The sequence below is a fragment of the Streptomyces sp. W16 genome (assembly GCF_033194735.1).
In the GTDB taxonomy this organism is placed as follows: domain Bacteria; phylum Actinomycetota; class Actinomycetes; order Streptomycetales; family Streptomycetaceae; genus Streptomyces.
Genome location: NZ_JAWOAI010000154.1, coordinates 1 through 19,536 on the forward strand (window position 1 = coordinate 1; position 19,536 = coordinate 19,536).

Sequence of the window (19,536 nt, forward strand, 5' to 3'; positions counted from 1 at the left end):
CCAGGGAGAGCTCGGGGACCAGGCCCAGGGCGCGGCGGTCGCCGGTGACGCAGCGCAGGCCGCTGGCGAGCGAGGCGTGAACTCGGCCGAACGGCACCGGAGTTCCGTCCACGGCGAGGTGGCCGGTATCGGGGCGGCGGCGGCCGGAGAGCAGGTCGAAGAGGCGCGACTGCGCGTCTCCGGCCGGGCCGAGCACGGCGACGATCTCGCCCTTGCGCACCTCGACGGTGAAGTCCCGTACGGCCCGGCCGTCGGTGAGGCCGCGCACGGTCAGCCCGATCTCGTCCTTGGGGGCGGGCCGCCCGGACCGCTGGGACACGACATCCCTGCCCACCATGCTCCGTACGAGACCGGCGGCGTCGAACTCGGCGGCGGGCGCGCTGCGTACGACGGCCCCGTCCCGCAGCACCGTCACCCGGTCGGCGACGGCCAGCACCTCGTCGATGTAGTGCGAGATGTAGACGACTGCCACACCCTCGTCGCGCAGGGTACGTACCAACTCCCGTATCTGGTGCGCCGCTTCGGCGCTCAGACAGGCGGTCGGTTCGTCGAGGATCAGGATGCGTCCGCCGCGGCGGACCTCGCGGGCCACCTCGACCATGGTCTGCTCGGCGACGGTGAGCGAACCCGCGGTCCGGGTCACGTCGATGTCGATGCCGAGGGCCTCAAGTGCCATGTGCGCCTCGGCGTCGACCGCCTTCCAGCGCACGGCGCCGGCCCGGGTCGGCAGGTCGCCCAGCAGCACGTTCTCCGCGACGGTGAGCCCCATCGCCAGTTCGCGGCGCTGCGGCACCGAGGCGATGCCGAGCCGGCGGGCCTTGCGCACCGTAAGTCCGTGCTGCGTCTGCCCGTTGACCTCGACGCTGCCGTCGTCGGGCTGGTGGATCCCCGAAAGGACCTGTACCAGCGTCGACTTGCCGGCTCCGTTCATGCCCATCAGGGCGTGGACCTCGCCCGGGTGGAGGTCGAGGTCCACGCCCTTCAGCGCGGCTGCTCCGCCGAAGCTCTTGGTGACGCCCCGGACGCGAAGTACCGCGTCTCCCCCCGGGGTTGTCACGGGCGTGGCTCGGTGCCGTCGGCGTCGTCCGGGGCGGTACGGCCGTAGCCGCGGATGTCCGGGAACGGGGGTTCCTTGTCGGCCTGGAGGTCCACCTGGAAGGTGTTGAGGCACATGCCGAGCATGGTGAAGTTGCCGAGCGCGCCGATGGTGTCGACCAGGCCCTTGGAGCCGAAGTGCTCCAGTGCGGCGGCGAAGGTGTCGTCGGTGACGAAGTGGTCGTCGAGGATCTCGCGGCAGAACTGGTAGAAGGCCTGGTCCACTTCGTTGTCGAAGACGGCCTCGCGCTTCTCGGCGATCGCCTTGACGGCGGCCTCCGGGATGCCTGCCTCGATCGCCTGGTGCACATGGGCGTTCCAGGAGTACTGCGCGTCCCAGTTCCGGGCGGCCATCAGCAGCGTGAGTTCGCTCAGGTGCTTGGGGAGGCTGCTGTCGAAGCGGGCGAACGCGCCGAGGGATTCGGCCCGTTCGCACATCTCCGGGCTGTGCAGCCAGACCCGGAAGGGTCCGCGGACTCCGCCGCGTCGGCCGGCGATGCGGGCGGCCAGTTCCTGCTGGCGCGGGTCCATTTCCTCTTCGGTGAGAACGGGGAGCCTCATGGGCCGATACCTGCCTTTTCTTTCCGGCGCGTTACGTGCACGGTTCGTGAAGCCGTGCGATGCGTGCCGACGCTACAGCCGGGTCCGGAAAGCTCACCCCTCTGGAAATGCAAGGTAAAGCTGCACGCCAGAGGGCACCCATTCCCCCGCGCGAGGCCTAACGTCGTTCGACGCGGAAGTGTGTAAGTGGAAAGGAACTCCGGATGACCACGATCATCAAGGTCGCGTCCGTACCCCTGCTCGACCGGGGCGGCGCCGTGGTGACGACCCCTCTCGTCACGACACCGTCGGCGGGCGGCGAGAACCTGATCACCAGTGGGATGAGCGTGTATCCGGTCGGCTCCGGGGCGCCGTTGCACTCGCACAACTGCGACGAGCACGTGACGATCCTGGAGGGCGAGGCGGAGGTGTGGGTCGACGGCGAGGTGACGAAGCTGGAGCAGTACGACACGACGTACGTCCCCTCACCGATCCCGCACCTGTTCCGGAACGTGGGTGACACCCCGCTGCGCATCCTGTGGGTGTACTCGTCGGGCTATGTGACACGGACGTTCACCGAGACGGGCAGGACGGTGGAACACCTGTCTGCGGAGGACCAGATGGGCAAGGACTGACCCGCCGCAAACGGAGGCGCCCGCGTCTTTCGACGCGGGCGCCTCCGTTTGTGCCCTTCCCGGTCAGTGGGTGCCGACCAGCTCCTGCGGGGTGCTGGTCTGCGCGGCCTGCTTCGAGCTGCGCAGGGCGGCGATCCCGATGAACACCATGGACGACAGACCGGCGATCGCGAAGGACGTGAAGCCCCAGTCGCCGTTGCCCGAGGCGAGCAGCTGGCCGCCGAGCCACGGGCCGAAGACGGCGCCGAAGCGGCCCATGCCGGAGGTCCAGCCGACCGCGGTGGCGCGGTTGGCCGGGGTGGAGCGGATGGAGACCGTCGCGTAGATCATCGTCTGGGCGCTGTTGAGGAAGACGCCGGTGAGGAAGACGACCAGCATCGTCACCGCCTGGCCCATGTGGACACCGAGCAGGAAGACGCCCACGGCGGTGAGCGCGAACCAGATCGACGAGATGCGCGGGGCACCGAAGCGGTCGGCGGCACGGCCTGCGGCGAGCATGCCCACGATGCCGCCGAGGTTGAAGACGACGACGAAGGTGAGAGCGTCGGCGAGCGCGTAGCCCTCGGAGCGCATCAGGGTGGGCAGCCAGGTGGCGACGCCGTAGACGAGGAGCAGGCCGCCGAAGGAGGCGAACCAGTACAGCAGGGTCTGGAGCCATTCGCCGCCGCGGAAGAGGGCGAGCAGGGCGTCCCAGCGGTCGGCCGCGGTCTTCTTGCCGGTGGCGGCGGGGAGTTCGACCTCGAAGCGCTCGGCGAGGGCGCCGGCCTCGTCGGTGCGGCCCTTGGCGACCAGGAAGCTCAGCGACTCGGGCAGGAACTTCAGCAGCACCGGGACGAAGAGCAGCGGGAGGACGCAGACCCAGAAGGCGGCGCGCCAGCCGACCGGGTCCACCAGCCACTTGGCCACGTAGGCGGAGAGGATGCCGCCCGCGTGGTGGGCGGTCATCAGCATGCCGATGGTGAGGGCCGTACGGCCGCGCGGGGCGTAGTCGGAGACCATGCTGATCGCGGTGGGCAGCAGACCGCCGAGGCCGACGCCGGCGAGGGTGCGGCCGAGGCCGAAGACCTCGACGCTGCCGGACATCGCGCAGATGCCGGAGGCGAGCGAGAAGAGCGTCACACAGGCGATCATCAGCTGCTTGCGGCCGATCCGGTCCGCGACCGTGCCCGCGGTCAGGGCGCCCACCAGCATGCCGAAGGTGGCGTAGCTGCCGAGGTCGCCGGCCTGGTCCGGGGTGAGACCGAAGGTCTTCGTCTCCAGCAGGTGCGGGAGCACCGAGCCGTAGATGAACATGTCGAGGCCGTCGAAGAGGACGGCCAGCCAGCACAGGCCGATGGCCAGGAGGGCCAGTCGGCTGCCACGGGCGGACAGAGCGGGGGACGGGGAGGGGGAGGAAGACATCGTTGGTTACCTCTCGTGCTTGGTGCGCTAGACGCTAAGGAGCCACCCCCGCGATAGTCAACGTTTTTGTCAACAATCTCATCGACAATCGCGCGGGGGTGGCTCCGGTGGGCCTTGCGCGTCGCTCAGCCGACCGGTGGCGTCCCGTGCGTATGGAACGACTCGATGGTCTTCAGGCCCCAGGCCTGCCCCTTCTTCCGCTCCTCCTCGGTCCAGGTGATCAGCGGCCAGTCGGGCGCCAGGACGAGTCGGGTGAGCGGGTTGCACAACTCGATGCGGTTGCCGCCGGGTTCATAGACGTAGAGGAAGAACGTCTGCTGGATGGCGTGCTTGTGCGGGCCCGTCTCGATGAACACGCCTGTGTCGATGGCGAGATCGGCCGCGCGCAGGATGTCCTCGCGGGTGTCGGTCGCGAAGGCGATGTGGTGCAGCCGGCCGGTCGAACCGGTCCAGTCCTCCGTGTAGACCACGTCGTACGACTTGTTCGTGTACGTCAGCCAACGCGCCGCGATCCGCCCGCTGTTGAGCTGGATCTGCTCCGTCGGCCTTGCGCCCAGCACCTGTTGCTGGAACTCGGCACTCGAAAGCACGTCCGCGGCAAGGAAGTTGATGTGGTCGAGGCGCCGTACACCGACGCCCCGGTTGGGCTTGGCCTGCGGCTGGTTCTTCAGGGCCGGTTTCAGCTCGTCGGGGGCCTGGTAGTGCTCGCTCTCCCAGTACAGGGCGTGCTCGTGGCCGTCCGGGTCGGTGGTGACGTACAGCTTGCCGAGGCCGGGTTCGTCCTCGGCCCATCGGCCGGAGCCCCCCGCCTCCTCGACCGCCTTGATACGGCGCTGGAGCGCCTCCTCGCTGGAGGTGCGCAGGGCGAGGCGGCCGAGGCCGGGCTGTGCGCGGGCGGTGAGGACCAGGCTGTGGTGCTCGTAGTCGTCGTAGGTGCGGAGGTAGACGGTGTCGCCGTCCTGCCCGTTGACGGTCAGCCCGAGGTAGTCGGTGAAGAAGGCGACACTGGCGTCCAGGTCCGGGGTGAAGAGCTGGGCGTGGCCGATATGGGCGATGTCACCGAGCGGCGGAGCCATCGTTGCCTCCAAGGGGTCGTACGAGTGCGGGTGTGGGGGTGGTTTCGGCGGACCGGGGGAAGACGGTGCCGTCGAAGATCTTGCGGGCGGTGCGCACCACGGCGGTTCTGCGGACCACGGGAGCGGCCTCGCCGGATGCGGGGGTCACGCTAGTTTCGATGTCTAGGAATCCGCTGGGATGCTCGATGCGAATTCGGTCACTTTGTTCGTTGACGTCCGCGATGCCCTCCCCCACCCCGCCGGGCAGGAGCAGCCCCGCCGCCACGCTCGCGGCGCCCAGGACGCCGATCGAGGTGTGGCAGCGCACGGGGATGAAGGTGCGGGTCATGACCGCGCCACCGTCCCTGGGCGGTGCCAGCAGGCTGAGCTTGGGCACCGTGGTGTTCTCGACGTCCCCGAGGCCCATCAGCTTGCCGGCCTCCAGGCGGATCTCCCGGAGGCGGTCGGCGAGAGTGAGGTTCTCTTCCAGGTCCCTGGGGCTCTCGTAGCCGGTGACGTCGAGCGCGGCGGCCGGGATCAGGACGACCGGCATGCCGTTGTCGACGCAGGTCACCTCGGTGCCGGCGATGACGTCCCGGATACGGCCCGTCGGCAGCAACGGGCTGCTGCCCTGCGGGAATTCGATGACCACGGGGGCCGCGGTGCCGGGCACGCCGGAGATCTCGGCGGTGCCGGTGTAGTCGACCCGGCCGCCCGGTGTGGGGAAGCTCGCGATCGCGAGTTCCCCGGTGTTGAGCATGCGGATGCGGACGGACGTCTCGCCGTCGGCGGGGGCCACGAGCCCCCGCTCCACGGCGAACGGGCCTATTCCGGCAAGGATGTTGCCGCAGTTCTGACGGTCCGTCACCTCGGGGCGGTCGACGGCGACTTGCAGGAACAGGTAGTCGACGTCGGCCTCGGGGTCGGCCGAGGCGGAGACCACGGCCACCTTGCTGGTGAGCGGGTGGGCGCCGCCCAGGCCGTCGATCTGGCGAGGGTCGGGGCTGCCCATGACGCGCAGCAGTAGGTCGTCGCGTGCGGTGGGGTCGGCGGGGAGGTCCTCGGCCAGGAAGTAGGCGCCCTTGGAGGTGCCGCCGCGCATGAGCATGCAGCGCACCTCCGCGGGCCCGGTCACGAACCGGCTCCGGTGTATTCCTCGTACGACTGGTACTCGACGCCGAGTTGCTTGAGGGTGTCGCGCAACCCGTAGCGGTCCAGGCCGAGTTGGCCCTCCAGGAAGGCGGCACGGGTGGCCGCTTCCTTGGCCTCGCGGGCCTCGGACTTCGCAGCCGTCTCGCGGGCTTTCTCGCGCGGTACGACCACCACACCGTCGTCGTCGGCGACGATCACGTCGCCGGGGCGGACGACCTGGCCGTCGATGGCGACCGGCACGTTGACCGAGCCGCCGGTGGCCTTGACGGTGCCCTGCGAGGAGACGGCGCGGGACCAGGCGGCGAAGCCCATGTCGCGCAGTTCCTGGGTGTCGCGGATGCCGGTGTTGAGGACGACACCGCGCACCCCGCGCTTCTGGAGCGCGGTGGCGAAGAGCTCACCGAACAGGCCGTCCGTGCACGGGGAGGTGGTGGTGACGACGAGGATGTCGCCCTCGCCGCACTGCTCCACGGCCGCGTGGATCATGAGGTTGTCGCCGGGCCAGCTGAGCACGGTGACGGCGGTGCCGGCGACCCGAACTCCCTGCTGGACAGGGCGGATTGAGGGACCGAGCAGACCGGTGCGGCCCATGGCCTCGCTGACGGTGGCCACGCCGAAGGCGGCCAGTGCCTCGACGTCCTCGGCGTCCGCCTTCGGGGGGTTGGTGACGATCACGCCGCCCATGGTTATGCCAGCTCCTTGGCGATCTGCGGGTACGGACGCATGTACGCCTCGGCCATCGTCTTGTGGGCCAGGCCCAGGTTCGGGCCGGCGTTGCGCTTGAGCTGGACGCCGCGGCGGACGGCCAGGTCGGTGTAGTAGTCCCACAGGTGCTGCTGGGCGCCGAGGCATTCCATCGCCTTGCGCTTGGTGTCCCAGACCTCGGTGATGTCGAGGAGGACCTCGGGCTTGAAGCCGCTCATCTCGGGCTGGTGCGGCTCGAAGTAGAAGACCGGCGGGGCGCCGATGATCTCGCCCTCGCCGGGATAGCCGATGGCCTGCGCCAGGACGCGCGCCTCCAGCGCCATCCGGTTGGCGGCCGGGTGGTCGCCGTTGTACGGGTCCTCGGTGGGGTGGGTGAGCACGACGTCCGGCTGGGTGGCGCGGTAGACCTCGACGAGTTTGTCGGTCAGCTCGGCGGTGGCGACCAGGGGGTAGTCGCCGGCGTCGTAGAAGAGGACCTCGGCGCCGAGGGTGGCCGCGGCGCGCTCGGCCTCGTCGCGGCGGATCGCCTTGATCTCGTCCAGCTGCTTGCCCTCACGCCAGGCCTTGGCGGACTCGCCGCGCTCGCCGAAGGTCAGACAGGCGATGGTGACCTTCTCGCCGCGGGCGGCGGCGAGGGCGATGGCTCCGCCCGCCCGCCAGACGAAGTCCCCGGCGTGCGCCGTGACGACGAGTGTCGATCGTGATGGGGGTCCCCCCGCGCGAGCGTCGTCGAGCGTGGGGGAGGCGGGCGCGTTGCCGTGCGTCATGACTCGAATCTCCTTGGTGGACAGGTGTGCGCCCGCCCCAGGTGTGCCGATCCGCCGCGCGTCAGTCGCGCAACGCCTCGATCACACTGGTGAGATGGGCGCGGACGGCCGCCTCGGCCGCCAGCGGGTCCCTGGCCGTGATCGCCTCGATCATCGCCAGATGCTGACTCAGGGACTGCTGCGGACGCCCCGGCCGCAGCGCCAACTGGAAGCGGTGACGCACCAGTTGGGCGTTGAGCCGCTCCAGCAGGGCCACGGCCGTCTGCTGGCCGGAGAACTCCCGGACCTTGTCGTGCAGTTCGTGGTTGAGCTCGGAGTACGTCACCGGTTCGCCGTCGGCCACGGCCTTGGTCATGGCCCGGCCCAGGTTCGCCAGTTCGGTCAGCTGGTCGTCGCTGGCCGCGACGGCCGCCTTGGCCGCGCACAGTCCCTCCAGGACCATGCGGCACTCCGTGATGGCGACCGCTTCCTCCACGGTGACCACCCGCACCCGGGAGCCCCGGTTGCGGATCCGCTCGACCAGTCCTTCGGCCGCCAGATCGATCAGCGCCGCGCGGATGCTGGCCCGCGTCACATCGAGTTGCTCGGCGAGCTCGTTCTCCACCAACCGCTGTGCCGGTGCCATGTCGCCGTGCAGGATCGCCTGCCGCAGCTGCGTGAGCGCGTGCTGCTTGGCCTGCTCCCCGGTGCTCGGACGGGCTTCTTTCGGCATCGTTGCCCTCCCTGAGTGAGTGCCTGTCGAACCTAAATCTAGCCAAACAAGATTGTCAACAATTTTGTCCGCCGTATTGCAGGCATGCTTCCGCCCATACTTACCTCAGACATGCCACTGCCCGCCCATGGACCGGCCATGGACGGGCAGTGGACAGCGGATTTCTACGGCTTGTGACGGGTGCAGCTCATCGACCTGCCGTCCTTCGTCTCGCACCACTCCTGGTACCCGGAGGTGAAGGACCCGGCCCACTTGTAGTGGTCGTCGGGCAGCTTGTCGGGCGTGTAGGCACGGTAGTTGGCCGCGTCGTCCTTGTCGCCCGAGCCGTCGTAGGCGACGAGTTGCGGATACGGGTAGACGGGCCGGGTGTACTCGACGGTGGGCGCGCTGCTGCTCGCCACGGCGGAAGCCTTGGTGTCGCCGCCGAGCTGACCGCCCGCCGGTCCCCCGGGCTGGCTGCCGCCGCTGGTCTTGGACGCGATGACGGCCCCTGGCGCCTTTCCGGTCTCACGCCAGTCGATCAGCTTGCTCAGCAGGTCGAAGCTGTCGGCCCCGGCACCTCCGCCGCAGTGGTTGACGCCGGGGAAGAGGTACAGCCGGTAGAAGTCGTCGACGTCGCCCTGCCCCATGGTGTCGATCATGGCCTGGCGGTAGGCCCGGGTGCCGGTGGGCGGGATATTGGGGTCGGTCAGTCCGTGCCACTGGATGAGCCTGCCGCCGGCTTCGTGGAACTTGGTGAGGTCCGGGTCGGTGGCGTCGTAGATCCCGGAGACCTCCCGCTGGTACGCCTTGAAGGTGTCGACGGTGAACAGCGACGCGTCGAGTTTCAGCGTCGGGTCGGCCTCCCACCTGCCGACCCAGCGCAGGAACCCGAGCCCGATCCCGTACAGCTGGACAGACGTCTGCCCCTGACCGGCCTTCGGGATGAACAGCCCCTCCCAGGCCGCCTCGGAGCCGTACGGCTGGCCGCCGGTGTAGAGATGGGTGCCGTCCGGGGCGGTCACACCCGCGTACGCCTTCCGTACGACGTCGACCTGCTCGGAGGTGAGACAGCTCGAACTGTCCTTGTTCTCGGCGCACTTGAGGCTCGCCGGGTCGAAGGTGCAGGTCGCCGGATCCTGGATGAGGTCGTTGTTCAGCTTGGGATCGGCGCACTTCGCGATGACGGCCTTGTGCAGCATGGAGAGCTTCGAGGCGGGCAGGATCGTCGAGCCGTCCGCGCGGAAGTCGATGGTCGAGAGGTAGGCCTCCTGCATCGCGTTGAGCGCGGTCTGGTTGAAGGCCGGGGCGCCGACCAGGGCGGCGCTGAAGTCGCCGGGGTAGCGCTGCACCTCCATCAGCGTCTCGCGCCCGCCGTCCGAGCAGCCGTCGTAGTAGGAGTACGTCGGCTCGGCGCCGTAGAAGGCCTTGGTGATCGCCTTGGCGGCGGTGGCGAAGGCGTGCTCGGAGCGGTAGCCGAAGTCCACCTTGAGCTGCGGGTTCGTCGCCCAGACCTCGGCGGAGCCGCCGCCCGTGCCGGAGGTGGAGACGTGGCCCTGGTTGTCCTGGCCGAGGGCGAAGGAACCGTCGGTGACGGGGACGCAACCGGTGGAGGCGGCGGGCTGGGCGCTGACGCCGGCCATGCCGCAGTAGCCGCCGCAGCCTTCCTGGAGGTAGCGCTGCCGGTACGTCCGGGTCGGCAGCCGCAGTTCGAACTGGATCTGCGGGGCGACGGTGCCCTTGACGTCGCAGTACTCGTACGCGTTGGTGCCACCCTTGGCCACGACGGTCGCGGAGGCGACGGAGGTCGCCGCTTCGTCGAGCGCGCCGAAGTCCTTCTGGAGGAGGTCGGCACAGGAGATCTTCGGCTTGGTGACCGGCAGGTTCTTGCCCACGTCGCCGCCGGCGGTGACCCTGGTGACTCTCGCGTCGGCGTCCGCCGAGAAGGTGTCGGGCAGCAGCGCGAGGCCCGTGACGAGGGCCGCGACGACGACGGCCACCAGGAGGACGATTCTCGTCCGCTTCGACGAGTGGGCATGACCAGGGCTCATGGGCTCAGCGTCGAACGGGCCCCTGGTGGAGGCCACCGCCGTGGGCCATAAGGGTGAGTGCCTCAGGTCTCCCGGTAGAGCGCGCTGAGCAGTTCCAGCACGGCCTGGGTGGCGGGGTGCGGGTCGTCCTTCCACCAGGCGAGCCGTACGGCGATGGGCTCGCCGTCGCGCACCGGCCGGTAGACGACTCCGGGCCGCGGGTACTGGTTGGCGGTCGATTCCGCGGTCATGCCGACGCTGCGGCCGGTGGCGATCACGGTGAGCCAGTCGTCCACGTCGTGGGTGTCCTCGGTGGCCGGGCGGGAGTCGGGCGGCCACAGGTCCGCGGTGGTGGTGCCGGTACGGCGGTCGACGAGGAGGGTGCGCCCGGCGAGGTCGGCCAGCCGGACCGAGCGGCGCCGGGCCAGCGGGTCGTCCGAGGCCATGGCGCACAGCCGTCGCTCCAGCCCGACGATGGCCGACTCGAACCGCCGGTCGTCGAGCGGTCTGCGGACGACGGCCAGGTCGCAGGCGCCTTCCCCGAGGCCCGAGGTGGCCGAGTTGACGCGGATCAGGTGCAGGTCGGTCTCCGGGTGCGCCCGGCTCCAGCGCCGCTGGAAGGACAGCGTGTGGCGGCCGAGCGCCGACCAGGCGTAGCCGATGCGCAGATGGGCGTGGCCCGAGGTGGCGTCCCGGACCAGGTCGTCGACCTCGGCGAGGACCCGCCGGGCGTGCGCGACCACTCGCAGCCCGGTGCTCGTCGGGGTCACCGATCGGGAGGTGCGCCTCAACAGCCGTATGCCCAGGGCCTGTTCGAGTGAGGCGAGGGTGCGGGAGACGGCTGCCTGGGAGACGCCGAGCGCGAGGGCGGCGTCCGTGAAGGTCCCCTCGTCGACGATCGCGACGAGACAGCGCAACTGTCTCAGCTCCAGATCCATGACCCCAGCGTATAGATCGTCCAGTTGTTGCATTTTGCGCAAGTGCGGGCGAGGCGCACGATCGGAGCATGCCTGGAGCCTCCGCAGCGACAACTCCCTTGATCGGCACGTCACTTGGCAGCCCTCGGCCGTCCCGGGTGGGTCTCGCCGGGGTGGCCACCATGGCCGGCAGCGGGCTGTCCAACCAGACCGGTGCCGCGCTCGGCTCCCTCGCCTTCCCTGTGATCGGGCCGGTGGGGGTCGTCGCGGTGCGCCAGTACGTCGCCGCGGCCGTGCTGTTCGCCGTGGGCAGGCCCCGGCTGCGGGAGTTCACCCGGCGGCAGTGGTGGCCCGTACTGCTGCTGGCGGTGGTGTTCGGGACGATGAACCTGTCCCTGTACACCGCGATCGACCGCGTCGGCCTCGGTCTGGCGGTGACGCTGGAGTTCCTGGGTCCGCTGTCCATCGCGCTGGCCGCGACCCGGCGGCGCGTCGATGTCTGCTGCGCGCTCATCGCGGCGGCGGGCGTGGTGACGCTCATGCGCCCGCGCCCCTCGGCCGACTACCTGGGCATGGGTCTCGGGCTGCTCGCCGCCGCGTGCTGGGCGTCGTACATCCTGCTCAACCGGACCGTCGGCGACCGCGTCCCCGGGGCACAGGGTTCGGCGGCTGCGGCCGGGGTGTCCGCGCTGATGTTCCTGCCGGTCGGGATCGTCGTCGCCGTCCGGCATCCGCCGACGCTCGCGGCGGCCGGGTGTGCGGTGGCGGCCGGGGTGCTCTCGTCGGCGGTGCCGTATCTGGCCGATCTGTTCACGCTGCGCCGGGTGCCGGCTCCGGCCTTCGGGCTGTTCATGAGTGTCAATCCGGTGCTCGCCGCCGTGGTCGGGTGGATCGGCCTCGGTCAGCGGCTGGGCTGGGCGGAGTGGGCGGGGATCGGAGCGATCGTGGCGGCGAACGCGCTGAGCATTCTCACGTCGCGGGACTGAACCGACCGAAGCCCGCCCTTCCGCCTTCACGTCGTTCGACGAGCAGCGCGTGGGTGGCGGGCGTCCGGGGCGGGACCGTCAGTGCCGCATGTGCCGGCGGACCCACGCGGCCTGACCGCCGTCGACGAGCAGATCGGTGCCGGTGATGAACTGCGCCTGCGGGCCGGTGAGGAAGGCCACCGCGTCGGCGATCTCGCCGGGTGTGCCGGTGCGGCGCGCTCCGCAGTCGTCGATCATCTTTAGCATGTGCCCGCCGTGCGGCGACTCGGCCTCGGCCTTCGACATCGCGGTGGAGATGACGCCGGGGCTGACGGTGTTGATGCGGGCGCCGCGCAGGTTCCAGGGGAGCGCGGCGGCCTCCACGCGCACATGGTTGGCGCGTTTGGCGACCATGTAGGCGCGCAGCGAGTCGTCGCCCACGGCGGTGACGACGGGCAGGGAGAGCAGTTCCTCCGCCGGGGCCGTCGCCAGGGCGGCCTCGTCCTCGGGGTTGAGCGAGGCGTAGTGCCCGGCCATGCTGGACACGGCGACCAGCGCGGTGCCGCGCCCTGCCACCGTCTCGAAGGCGTCGATCACATGGACCGTGCCCAGCAGGTCGACCTCCAGGATCGTGCGCGCCGACGCGATCGAGGCGGAGACCCCGGTCGTGTGCGCCACGGCGACGACCCGGCCCTCGCCGGCCGCGCTCTGCGCGAGCTTCTCGACGGCCGTACGGTCGGAGATGTCGGTGAGGACTCCGTGCGCGGCGTAGCCCTCGGCGCGCAACGCGGCGACGGTGCGGTCGAGTTGGCCGCGCGAGGCGTCGGCGAGGAACAGGGTGCGTCCGCTGCCGAGGCGGCGGGCGATCGCCGTGCCCATGCCTCCGGCGCCGGTGACCACGACGACGTCACGGGGTTGATCAGACGGTTGCTGTGCCATGGACGGCCTCCTGCCAACTCGCTCCGGCGGCGATGGCCTGCCGCCAGGCACGGATCGCCTTCGGCGGCATGCCGACGGCGAGGGCGCCGGTGAGCCGGTCGCCGGTGCGGTAGGCGGCCACGAACCGCCGTTCGTCCAAGTCCCCGTCCACCACGGCGGCTTCGTCATGGCCGCGCAGATGGCCGTGGGCCTGGATCTTCATGTCGTACTGGTCGGACCAGAAGTAGGGCACGGGCGCGAACGCCTTGCGCGCATGGGAGTTGAGGAGGTTGCGGGCGGCGGCCATGCCCTGCTCCGCCGCGTTGGTGCGGTGCTCGATCCGCATCGACGTCCCGAAGAGCGGGTTGTACCAGCGGGCGACATCACCGGCCGCGTAGACGTTCCGCGCGGCCTCGCAGTATTCGTCGCACACCACACCGTCCCCCACCGGAAGGCCGCTGTCGGCGAGCCACGCGGTGTTCGGCAGCGAGCCGATCGCGACGAGCACTTCGTCGGCCTCGATCTCCTCGCCGTCCCCGAGCCGTACGCCCTCGTCGGTCACCTCGGTGACGGAGACCCCGGTGCGCAGGTTCACGCCGTGGTCCATGTGGGCCTGGGCCAGCACCTGGCCGACCTGCTCGCCGACCGCGTGCGCCAGGGGCACGGACGCCGGTTCCAGCAAGGTCACTTGAGCGCCGAGCCGCCAGGCCACGGCGGCGGCCTCCGCGCCGAGGAAACCGGCGCCGACCACGACCAACCGCTGCCCGGGGCCGAGCCGTTCACGCAGCGTGAGAGCGTCGTCGAGCGTGCGGAGCACATGCGCGCCCTCACCCGGCAGCCGCCGCGGGCGTACCCCGGTGGCGATGATCAGCCCGTCGTACGACACCTGCGCGCCGTCCGACAGCCACACCTCCTGCGCGGCGAGGTCGAGCGCGGTCGCGGCGACACCGAGACGCAGGTCGAGGTCGAGCCCGGCCAGGTCGGCCGGGGTGCGCAGGGCGACCCGGTCCGGTTCCCACTCCGCGGCGAGGACCTGCTTGGACAACGGCGGTCTGTCGTACGGCAGATGGGATTCCTCGCCCACGAGGGTGAGCGTGCCGGTGTACCCCTCGCGGCGGAGCGTCTCGGCCGCCGCGAGTCCGGCGGCCGAGGCTCCGACGACGACGATACGGTTCACCGCTCCACCAGTCGGATGGCCGCGGCCGGGCAGACCGCCACGGCTTCCCGTACGTCGTCGACGAGTTCGGCGCCGGGGTGCTCCTCCAGGAGGATCGCCACGCCGTCGTCGTCCCGCTGGTCGAAGACGTCGGGGGCGGCGACCACGCACTGCCCGGAGGCGACGCATTTCGGTTCGTCGAGTTCGACCTTCATGGCTGTGTCCTTCGCTCTGTGTTCGTTCTCGGTCGGTTCATGAGGAGGTGGGTCACCAGGCGACCGGCAGGCAGGCCACGCCGTAGGTCGTGCCGGTGCGGTCGAAGGCCAACTGCTCGATGGGAGCGGCCAGTCGGAGCGTCGGGATACGGCGGTAGAGGGTGCCGTAGACGACCTGGAGTTCGAGGCGGGCGAGGTTCTGGCCGAGGCACTGGTGGGGGCCGTAGCCGAAGGCCTGGTGCCGGCGGGCGGAGCGGGTGATGTCGAGGCGGTCGGCCTCGGGGAACGCCTCGGGGTCCCAGTTCGCCGCGTGCAGGTCGAAGATCATGCCCTCGCCGGCCCGGACGGTGACGCCACCGATCTCGATGTCGGCCTTGGCGACCCGGCGGACCCCGGTCTGCACGATGGTGAGGTAGCGCAGGAGTTCGTCGACCGCGCCGGCGATGACCTTGGGGTCGTCCGTGTCGCGTACCAGGGCGAGTTGGCCGGGGTTCTGGAGCAGGGCGAGCGTGCCGAGGCTGATCATCGTGGCGGTGGTCTCGTGCCCGGCGATGAGCATGGCGACGCCCATGTGGACGGCCTCGGTACGGGTCATCTCACCGGCCTCGACCCGGCCCGCCATCTCGGAGAGCACACCCTCGCCCGGGTTCTCCAGCTTCAGCCCGATGAGCTTGTCCAGATAGGCGGCCAGCGCGCCGCTCGCCTCCCGCGCCTCCTGGGGTGAGGCGGCGCTGTCGAGCGCGATGCCGCTGCTCCGCTGGAAGAACTCGTGGTCCTCGTACGGCACTCCGAGCAGTTCGGCGATGACCAGCGAGGGCACGGGCAGGGCGAGCGCGGTGAGCAGGTCGGCCGGATCGGGGCCGGCCAGCATGTCGTCGATCAGCTCGTCGACGATCTTCTGGACGGGGGCCCGCATCGCCTCGATCCGCTTGACGAGGAACGGCGCGTTGACCGTCCGGCGCAGCCGGGTGTGCTCGGGGGCGTCGGTGTTGGTGATCAGGCGCGGGGTGTGCGGGGCGATCTCGGCGCGGTGCGCGTTGACATGGGGGAAACCGGGTTCCAGGTCGTCGTCGCTGACGCGCGGGTCGGTGAGCAGGGCGCGCTGGTCGGCGTGGCGGGTGATCAGCCAGGGCGTACTGCCGTTCCAGATACGGACTTTGGAGATCGGTTTCCCGTCGCGCAGCCCGTGCACGGCGGGCGGCGGGGCGAGGGGGCAGCGCGCGTCCCGCTGCATCGGGTATCCGGGGACCTCCGCGGCCGTGTCGGGCGCGGTGCCGGTCAGGGTGTCGGCCATGTCTCTCCTCGGTGGTGGGGGCTCCGCGTGGGGCGGAGCGCCGGGGTGGTGCGAACGAGGCCTCGATGAGCACATGCAAACAGAGCGGACTGACACCTTCCGGTCAGCTCCCTGACAACAACCTGACGTGATCCAGATCACCCCCCGCCACTGTTGCCACGAACCGGACGGAGATGTCGGGGAGGATGAACTCAGCTGAATTGCCTGCGAGTTGACCGACGTGCGCGTTACGACGGCGACTCGCGGCCGCAACAAGAAACGGGGCGGAGCCGCGTCACCGCACCCCTGCCCCGCAGCCCGCTTCACAGGGTGTCCATGTTTGCTCCGCGAACCCCTCGCAGCCCCTCCGACGCGTCGCTCACCCCTACTCGGCCGCCCTCCCGAGCCAGTAGCCGAAGCCTCGGCGCGTATGGATCAGCGCCGCTCCCTCCCGGTCCACCTTGCGCCTGAGGCGGGAGACCAGTTGCTCCATCGCGTTGTCACCGCGGAAGTCGCCCCAGACGTACCGGCTGATCTGCTCCTTGGACAGCACCTTGTGTGCGTTGACGAGGAGGTGGCGCAGCAGCCGGTACTCCGCCGGCGTGAGATCGAGCGTGCGCCGGCCGCGCCGCGCCTGGCAGGTGGTGTCGTCCAGGACCAGGTCGGCGTAGTGCAGCGCGCCGTCCCGGCCGCCGCCCCTGCCACGCAGCAACACCTGGATACGGGCGAGCACTTCGGCGATCCGGAACGGCTTGGTGACGTAGTCCCGCTCCCCCGCGCCCAGTTCGGGCAGCAGCTTGTCCAGGGCGTCCCAGGCGGTGAGCAGCAGGACGGGCGGGCGGTGCGTGACGAGTCGGCCGCCCTGCTCAAGGGCACCCATCTCCGGCAACTCCGCGTCGATGACGACCAGTTCGAACCGCTGCTCCGCCAGCCGCGACACCACCTCGGTGCCGCTGCCGGCCGTCCCGATCCGATAGCCGGCCAACTCCAGTGTCGTGGAAAGGAGTTCGGCGTTGTCCGGCTCGTCCACGGCGACGAGCAGGTGCTGCCCCCCACCACGGGCGAGTGATCGTGTCTCACTGATGCTGCCGTACGTGGACATGCGCTCCAGCCTACCGCCCTGCTTGCCTGACTCAAGCAATATCCATTCGATTGCTTGACTCAAGTAAGTCGCATATGCTTGCCTAACTCAACCAAGCCCGACCGCAAGGGCGGGTCGCAACAAGCAGGAGTGCAACTGAGCCCTCGCCCACCAGAGCCGGGGCTGCCTTGAGCGGAAGGCGGCCCCCGCGCCGAACCCGTGGGGACGGGGGTCGGCGCCGTCCCGGACCCGGTCGCCGGCCACTCCCCCGGCTCGGCGCCGGGTCCGTGGACACACCCCCTCCCGTGGACTTCGAGCTCCGCCGGCATCGGAGGCGGCGGAGAAGGTCGTCAGGCCGGTTTCCGGCGGGTCCGGAACAGGCTGATGCCCGCTCCGAGCGAGACCGCCCCCATGCCGACGCCGGTCAGGACGGATTGCGGCCCGTCGGCCACGAAGGGCGCGGCGGTGGCGACGACCAGGTTGAACAGGAACAGGAACCACAGCACGGGTCTCGACGCGAGCAGCGGCTTCATGAATGAGTTCCTCCGGATCGAGCAGACTTGGATCTTGGTTGACGTGTTGCTTCAACGATTCCGTCGTCCACCCGACGACACGAGGGAGCGATCTCCCGAACCCTGGGTGGAACGATCTCCCCAACCCGTGGTGGAGCAGGCTGCACCCCTGCCGAGCGGTCCGCTCCCGCGCCCGCCGGTCCCTGCGCATAACCTGATCTCCATGCGCCACACCCTGCGGCAGGCGGCCCGGGCGACACTGCAGCTGGTGATCTCCGCCGCGATGGCCTTCGGGTCGTACATCTTCATCACCGTGCTGCTGATCACCGCGATCCTCACGGCCACGGTCGTCGGCGCGTTCATGCTGCCCGAGACCGTGCTGCTGATACGGCGGATCGCCGGGGCCAAGCGGCAGCAGGCGGGCACGTGGTCCGGGCGGAAGATCCCCGAGGCGTACCAGCCGCTCACCGGTACCGTGCGCGAGCGGGTGCGCACGGCGGTCCGTGACCCGAGCACGCTCACCGACTTCCGCTGGATGGTCGCCTACTACGCCTACGGCACGCTGCCCGTCCTGATGCTGCCGCTGTGGCCACTGGGGCTGGTCGTCGACGGGGTGTGGTGCGGGCTGCTGCGCCGCGAGGCCGTCGTGCTGCCGTTGATCAGCCGGCTCGCGGACCTGGACGCCGACTGGTCGACCGCCCTGCTGAAGCCCTCGCCGAAGGCCCAACTGGCCGTCCGGGTCGAGGAGTTGGTGCAGACCCGGGCGGGCGCGATCGCCGCGCACGGGGCCGAACTGCGCCGGATCGAGCGGGACCTGCACGACGGGACGCAGGCTCGGCTGGTGTCGCTGTCGATGCGGATCGGTCTCGCCAAGCGGGCCTACGACCAGGACCCGGCGGCGGCCCGCCGGATGCTCGACGAGGCGCAGACGCTGGCCGAGGAGGCGCTGACGGATCTGCGGCACGTCGTCCGCGCGATCCATCCGCCGATCCTCACCGACCGGGGCCTGGTCGGCGCGGTGCGCGCGCTGGCCGCCAGCAGCGCGCTCGGTGTCACCGTGACCGTGGACGGGCTGACCGACGGACACGACGGGCCGCGCGCCCCGGCGGCGGTGGAGGCGGCGGCGTACTTCGTGATCGCCGAGTCCCTGACCAACGCGGCCAAGTACAGCGGCGCCGACCGCGCCGAGGTCCGTCTCGCCCGCGCCCGCACCGGACTGCGTGTCCAGGTGCGCGACGAGGGGCGGGGAGGAGCCGACGAGGCGGGCGGATCGGGGCTGCTCGGTATGCGGCGCCGGGTGGCCGCGCTCGACGGCAGTGTGACTGTGACCAGCCCCGTGGGGGGACCTACCGTGATCGAAGTGGAGCTGCCGTGCGTCTGGTGAGCGTGGTTGAGGCGGGACTGTCGTGAGGGTCGTGATCGCCGAGGACAACGCCCTGCTCAGGGAGGGCCTGGTCCTGCTGTTGACGTCGGCGGGGCACGAGGTGGTGGCCGTCGCCGGCAGCGGGCCGGAGGTGCTGCCCGCGCTGCTGGAGCACCGGCCGGACGTGGCCGTGCTCGATGTGCGGATGCCGCCCGGCTTCCGCGACGAGGGCCTGCGGGCGGCCCTGGACGCGCGGGAGAAGATCCCGGGGCTGCCGGTGCTGGTCCTCTCCCAGTACGTCGAGGAGTCGTACGCCGCCGAGCTGTTGGGCGTCGGGGCGAGCGGGGTCGGCTATCTCCTCAAGGACCGGATCGGCCGTGTGGACGAGTTCCTCGACGCGCTGGACCGGGTGGCGGCCGGCGGTACGGCGCTCGACCCCGAGGTGGTGACCGAGTTGCTCACCCGGCGCCGCAACTCACCGCTGGACTCGCTGACCCCGCGTGAGCGCGAGGTGCTGAAGCTGATGGCGGAGGGCCACGACAACACGACGATCGCGAAGACCCTGGTCGTCACGGAACGCGCGGTCAGCAAGCACATCGGCAATGTGTTCCTCAAGCTGAGCCTGCCGCCGAGCGACAGCGGGCACCGCCGGGTGCTGGCCGTGCTGGCCTATCTGCAGAACGTGTGACGCGCCGGCGGTCGTGCCCGGGGATGACACGGCCGGCGGCGCGTACTGCGTTCTCAGTAGCCGCGAATGTCGGCAGCCGCACGACGACGGGACGGGGGTCCTGCCGGGAGTCTGGGTCGATGCACCACAGCTGGCAGCGCTACGCGGACGAGCACATCCGCACCGTCGACACCATGTCGGCGGTCCTGCTGTTCGCCATGTTCCTCTTCGGCAGCGAGCTGAACCTGCCGCGCGGTCCCGGGCCCGACGCGGTGGCCCCGACGATCGCGCTCGCCTCGGTCTCCTGCGCGGCCCTGTTCTGGCAGCGGAGCCGTCCCCGTGCGGTCGTCGCCGTCACGGCGGTCGCCGCCGCCGGGGCCGCCGCTCTGGGCTGCCTC

At 70.6% G+C, this 19,536-nt stretch carries 20 protein-coding genes and 1 pseudogene; 5 read left to right on the forward strand and 16 right to left on the reverse strand.

Going from position 1 to position 19,536, the window contains the following annotated elements; all coding sequences use genetic code 11:
• Positions 1-1,057, reverse strand: a 1,057-nt coding sequence (locus R6V09_RS21460; RefSeq protein WP_317883042.1) for an ATP-binding cassette domain-containing protein, incomplete at its 3' end; no start/stop codon positions are given.
• Positions 1,054-1,626 carry a carboxymuconolactone decarboxylase family protein gene (locus R6V09_RS21465; protein ID WP_317883059.1) on the reverse strand — a complete coding sequence of 191 codons (573 nt, stop codon included), beginning with the start codon at positions 1,624-1,626 and terminating at the stop codon, positions 1,054-1,056. The genes R6V09_RS21460 and R6V09_RS21465, both read right to left, overlap by 4 nt.
• A gap of 233 nt (positions 1,627-1,859) precedes the next feature.
• Between R6V09_RS21465 and R6V09_RS21470 the strand changes: the two genes are divergently transcribed.
• Positions 1,860-2,270 (forward strand): cupin domain-containing protein, encoded by a 411-nt coding sequence (locus tag R6V09_RS21470; protein ID WP_317883043.1) that lies wholly within the window; start codon positions 1,860-1,862, stop codon positions 2,268-2,270.
• Between the two features lie 63 nt (positions 2,271-2,333).
• On the opposite strand, the gene R6V09_RS21475 is transcribed toward R6V09_RS21470, so the two are convergent.
• The 8 genes from R6V09_RS21475 to R6V09_RS21510 form a co-directional block, all read right to left on the reverse strand.
• Entirely contained in the window at positions 2,334-3,671 is a 1,338-nt protein-coding gene (locus tag R6V09_RS21475; RefSeq protein ID WP_317883044.1) for an MFS transporter, read from the reverse strand.
• 125 nt (positions 3,672-3,796) lie between these two features.
• Positions 3,797-4,747, reverse strand: a complete 951-nt coding sequence (locus R6V09_RS21480) for a catechol 2,3-dioxygenase (RefSeq protein ID WP_317883045.1) — start codon at positions 4,745-4,747, stop codon at positions 3,797-3,799.
• On the reverse strand, positions 4,728-5,861 hold the full coding sequence (locus R6V09_RS21485) for a 4-oxalomesaconate tautomerase (protein ID WP_317883046.1): 1,134 nt from the start codon (positions 5,859-5,861) through the stop codon (positions 4,728-4,730). Before R6V09_RS21485 ends, R6V09_RS21480 begins: the two co-directional genes overlap by 20 nt.
• Positions 5,858-6,562, reverse strand: coding sequence for a 4-carboxy-4-hydroxy-2-oxoadipate aldolase/oxaloacetate decarboxylase (locus tag R6V09_RS21490; RefSeq protein WP_317883047.1), 705 nt, complete (start codon positions 6,560-6,562; stop codon positions 5,858-5,860). Before R6V09_RS21490 ends, R6V09_RS21485 begins: the two co-directional genes overlap by 4 nt.
• A 2-nt stretch (positions 6,563-6,564) precedes the next feature.
• On the reverse strand, positions 6,565-7,350 hold the full coding sequence (locus tag R6V09_RS21495; RefSeq protein WP_317883048.1) for a PIG-L deacetylase family protein: 786 nt from the start codon (positions 7,348-7,350) through the stop codon (positions 6,565-6,567).
• 61 nt (positions 7,351-7,411) lie between these two features.
• Complete coding sequence (locus R6V09_RS21500) at positions 7,412-8,062, reverse strand: GntR family transcriptional regulator (protein WP_317883049.1); 651 nt, start codon at positions 8,060-8,062, stop codon at positions 7,412-7,414.
• Between the two features lie 164 nt (positions 8,063-8,226).
• Complete coding sequence (locus tag R6V09_RS21505) at positions 8,227-10,092, reverse strand: tannase/feruloyl esterase family alpha/beta hydrolase (protein WP_317883050.1); 1,866 nt, start codon at positions 10,090-10,092, stop codon at positions 8,227-8,229.
• Between the two features lie 62 nt (positions 10,093-10,154).
• Positions 10,155-11,009, reverse strand: a complete 855-nt coding sequence (locus tag R6V09_RS21510; protein ID WP_317883051.1) for a LysR family transcriptional regulator — start codon at positions 11,007-11,009, stop codon at positions 10,155-10,157.
• A 68-nt stretch (positions 11,010-11,077) separates the two neighbouring features.
• Here R6V09_RS21510 and R6V09_RS21515 point away from each other — a divergent pair, with 68 nt between their 5' ends.
• Positions 11,078-11,974 carry an EamA family transporter gene (locus R6V09_RS21515; RefSeq protein WP_442810102.1) on the forward strand — a complete coding sequence of 299 codons (897 nt, stop codon included), beginning with the start codon at positions 11,078-11,080 and terminating at the stop codon, positions 11,972-11,974.
• A gap of 78 nt (positions 11,975-12,052) precedes the next feature.
• Here the strand turns inward: R6V09_RS21515 and R6V09_RS21520 are convergent, their stop codons facing one another.
• The 6 genes from R6V09_RS21520 to R6V09_RS21545 form a co-directional block, all read right to left on the reverse strand.
• Positions 12,053-12,892, reverse strand: a complete 840-nt coding sequence (locus R6V09_RS21520) for an SDR family oxidoreductase (RefSeq protein WP_317883052.1) — start codon at positions 12,890-12,892, stop codon at positions 12,053-12,055.
• Complete coding sequence (locus tag R6V09_RS21525; protein WP_317883053.1) at positions 12,873-14,048, reverse strand: NAD(P)/FAD-dependent oxidoreductase; 1,176 nt, start codon at positions 14,046-14,048, stop codon at positions 12,873-12,875. Before R6V09_RS21525 ends, R6V09_RS21520 begins: the two co-directional genes overlap by 20 nt.
• A complete protein-coding gene (locus R6V09_RS21530) occupies positions 14,045-14,242 on the reverse strand; it encodes a ferredoxin (RefSeq protein WP_043663821.1) in 198 nt (65 codons plus the stop codon). Before R6V09_RS21530 ends, R6V09_RS21525 begins: the two co-directional genes overlap by 4 nt.
• 52 nt (positions 14,243-14,294) lie before the next feature.
• Entirely contained in the window at positions 14,295-15,536 is a 1,242-nt protein-coding gene (locus R6V09_RS21535) for a cytochrome P450 (RefSeq protein ID WP_317883054.1), read from the reverse strand.
• Between the two features lie 364 nt (positions 15,537-15,900).
• The gene (locus tag R6V09_RS21540) at positions 15,901-16,617 is read right to left on the reverse strand and encodes a response regulator transcription factor (protein WP_317883055.1); all 717 of its coding nucleotides are present in this window, start codon (positions 16,615-16,617) and stop codon (positions 15,901-15,903) included.
• Positions 16,618-16,946: 329 nt separating this feature from the next.
• Positions 16,947-17,129: a hypothetical protein gene (locus R6V09_RS21545; protein WP_317883056.1), complete on the reverse strand. Its 183-nt coding sequence runs from the start codon at positions 17,127-17,129 to the stop codon at positions 16,947-16,949.
• A 202-nt stretch (positions 17,130-17,331) separates the two neighbouring features.
• Between R6V09_RS21545 and R6V09_RS21550 the strand changes: the two genes are divergently transcribed.
• The 3 genes and pseudogenes from R6V09_RS21550 to R6V09_RS21560 all read left to right on the forward strand — a co-directional run.
• Positions 17,332-18,492, forward strand: a complete 1,161-nt coding sequence (locus R6V09_RS21550) for a sensor histidine kinase (RefSeq protein WP_317883057.1) — start codon at positions 17,332-17,334, stop codon at positions 18,490-18,492.
• Between the two features lie 22 nt (positions 18,493-18,514).
• Entirely contained in the window at positions 18,515-19,159 is a 645-nt protein-coding gene (locus R6V09_RS21555) for a response regulator transcription factor (RefSeq protein WP_317883058.1), read from the forward strand.
• A 119-nt stretch (positions 19,160-19,278) separates the two neighbouring features.
• Positions 19,279-19,536 (forward strand): annotated as a pseudogene (locus R6V09_RS21560) (sensor histidine kinase); the annotation flags it as partial.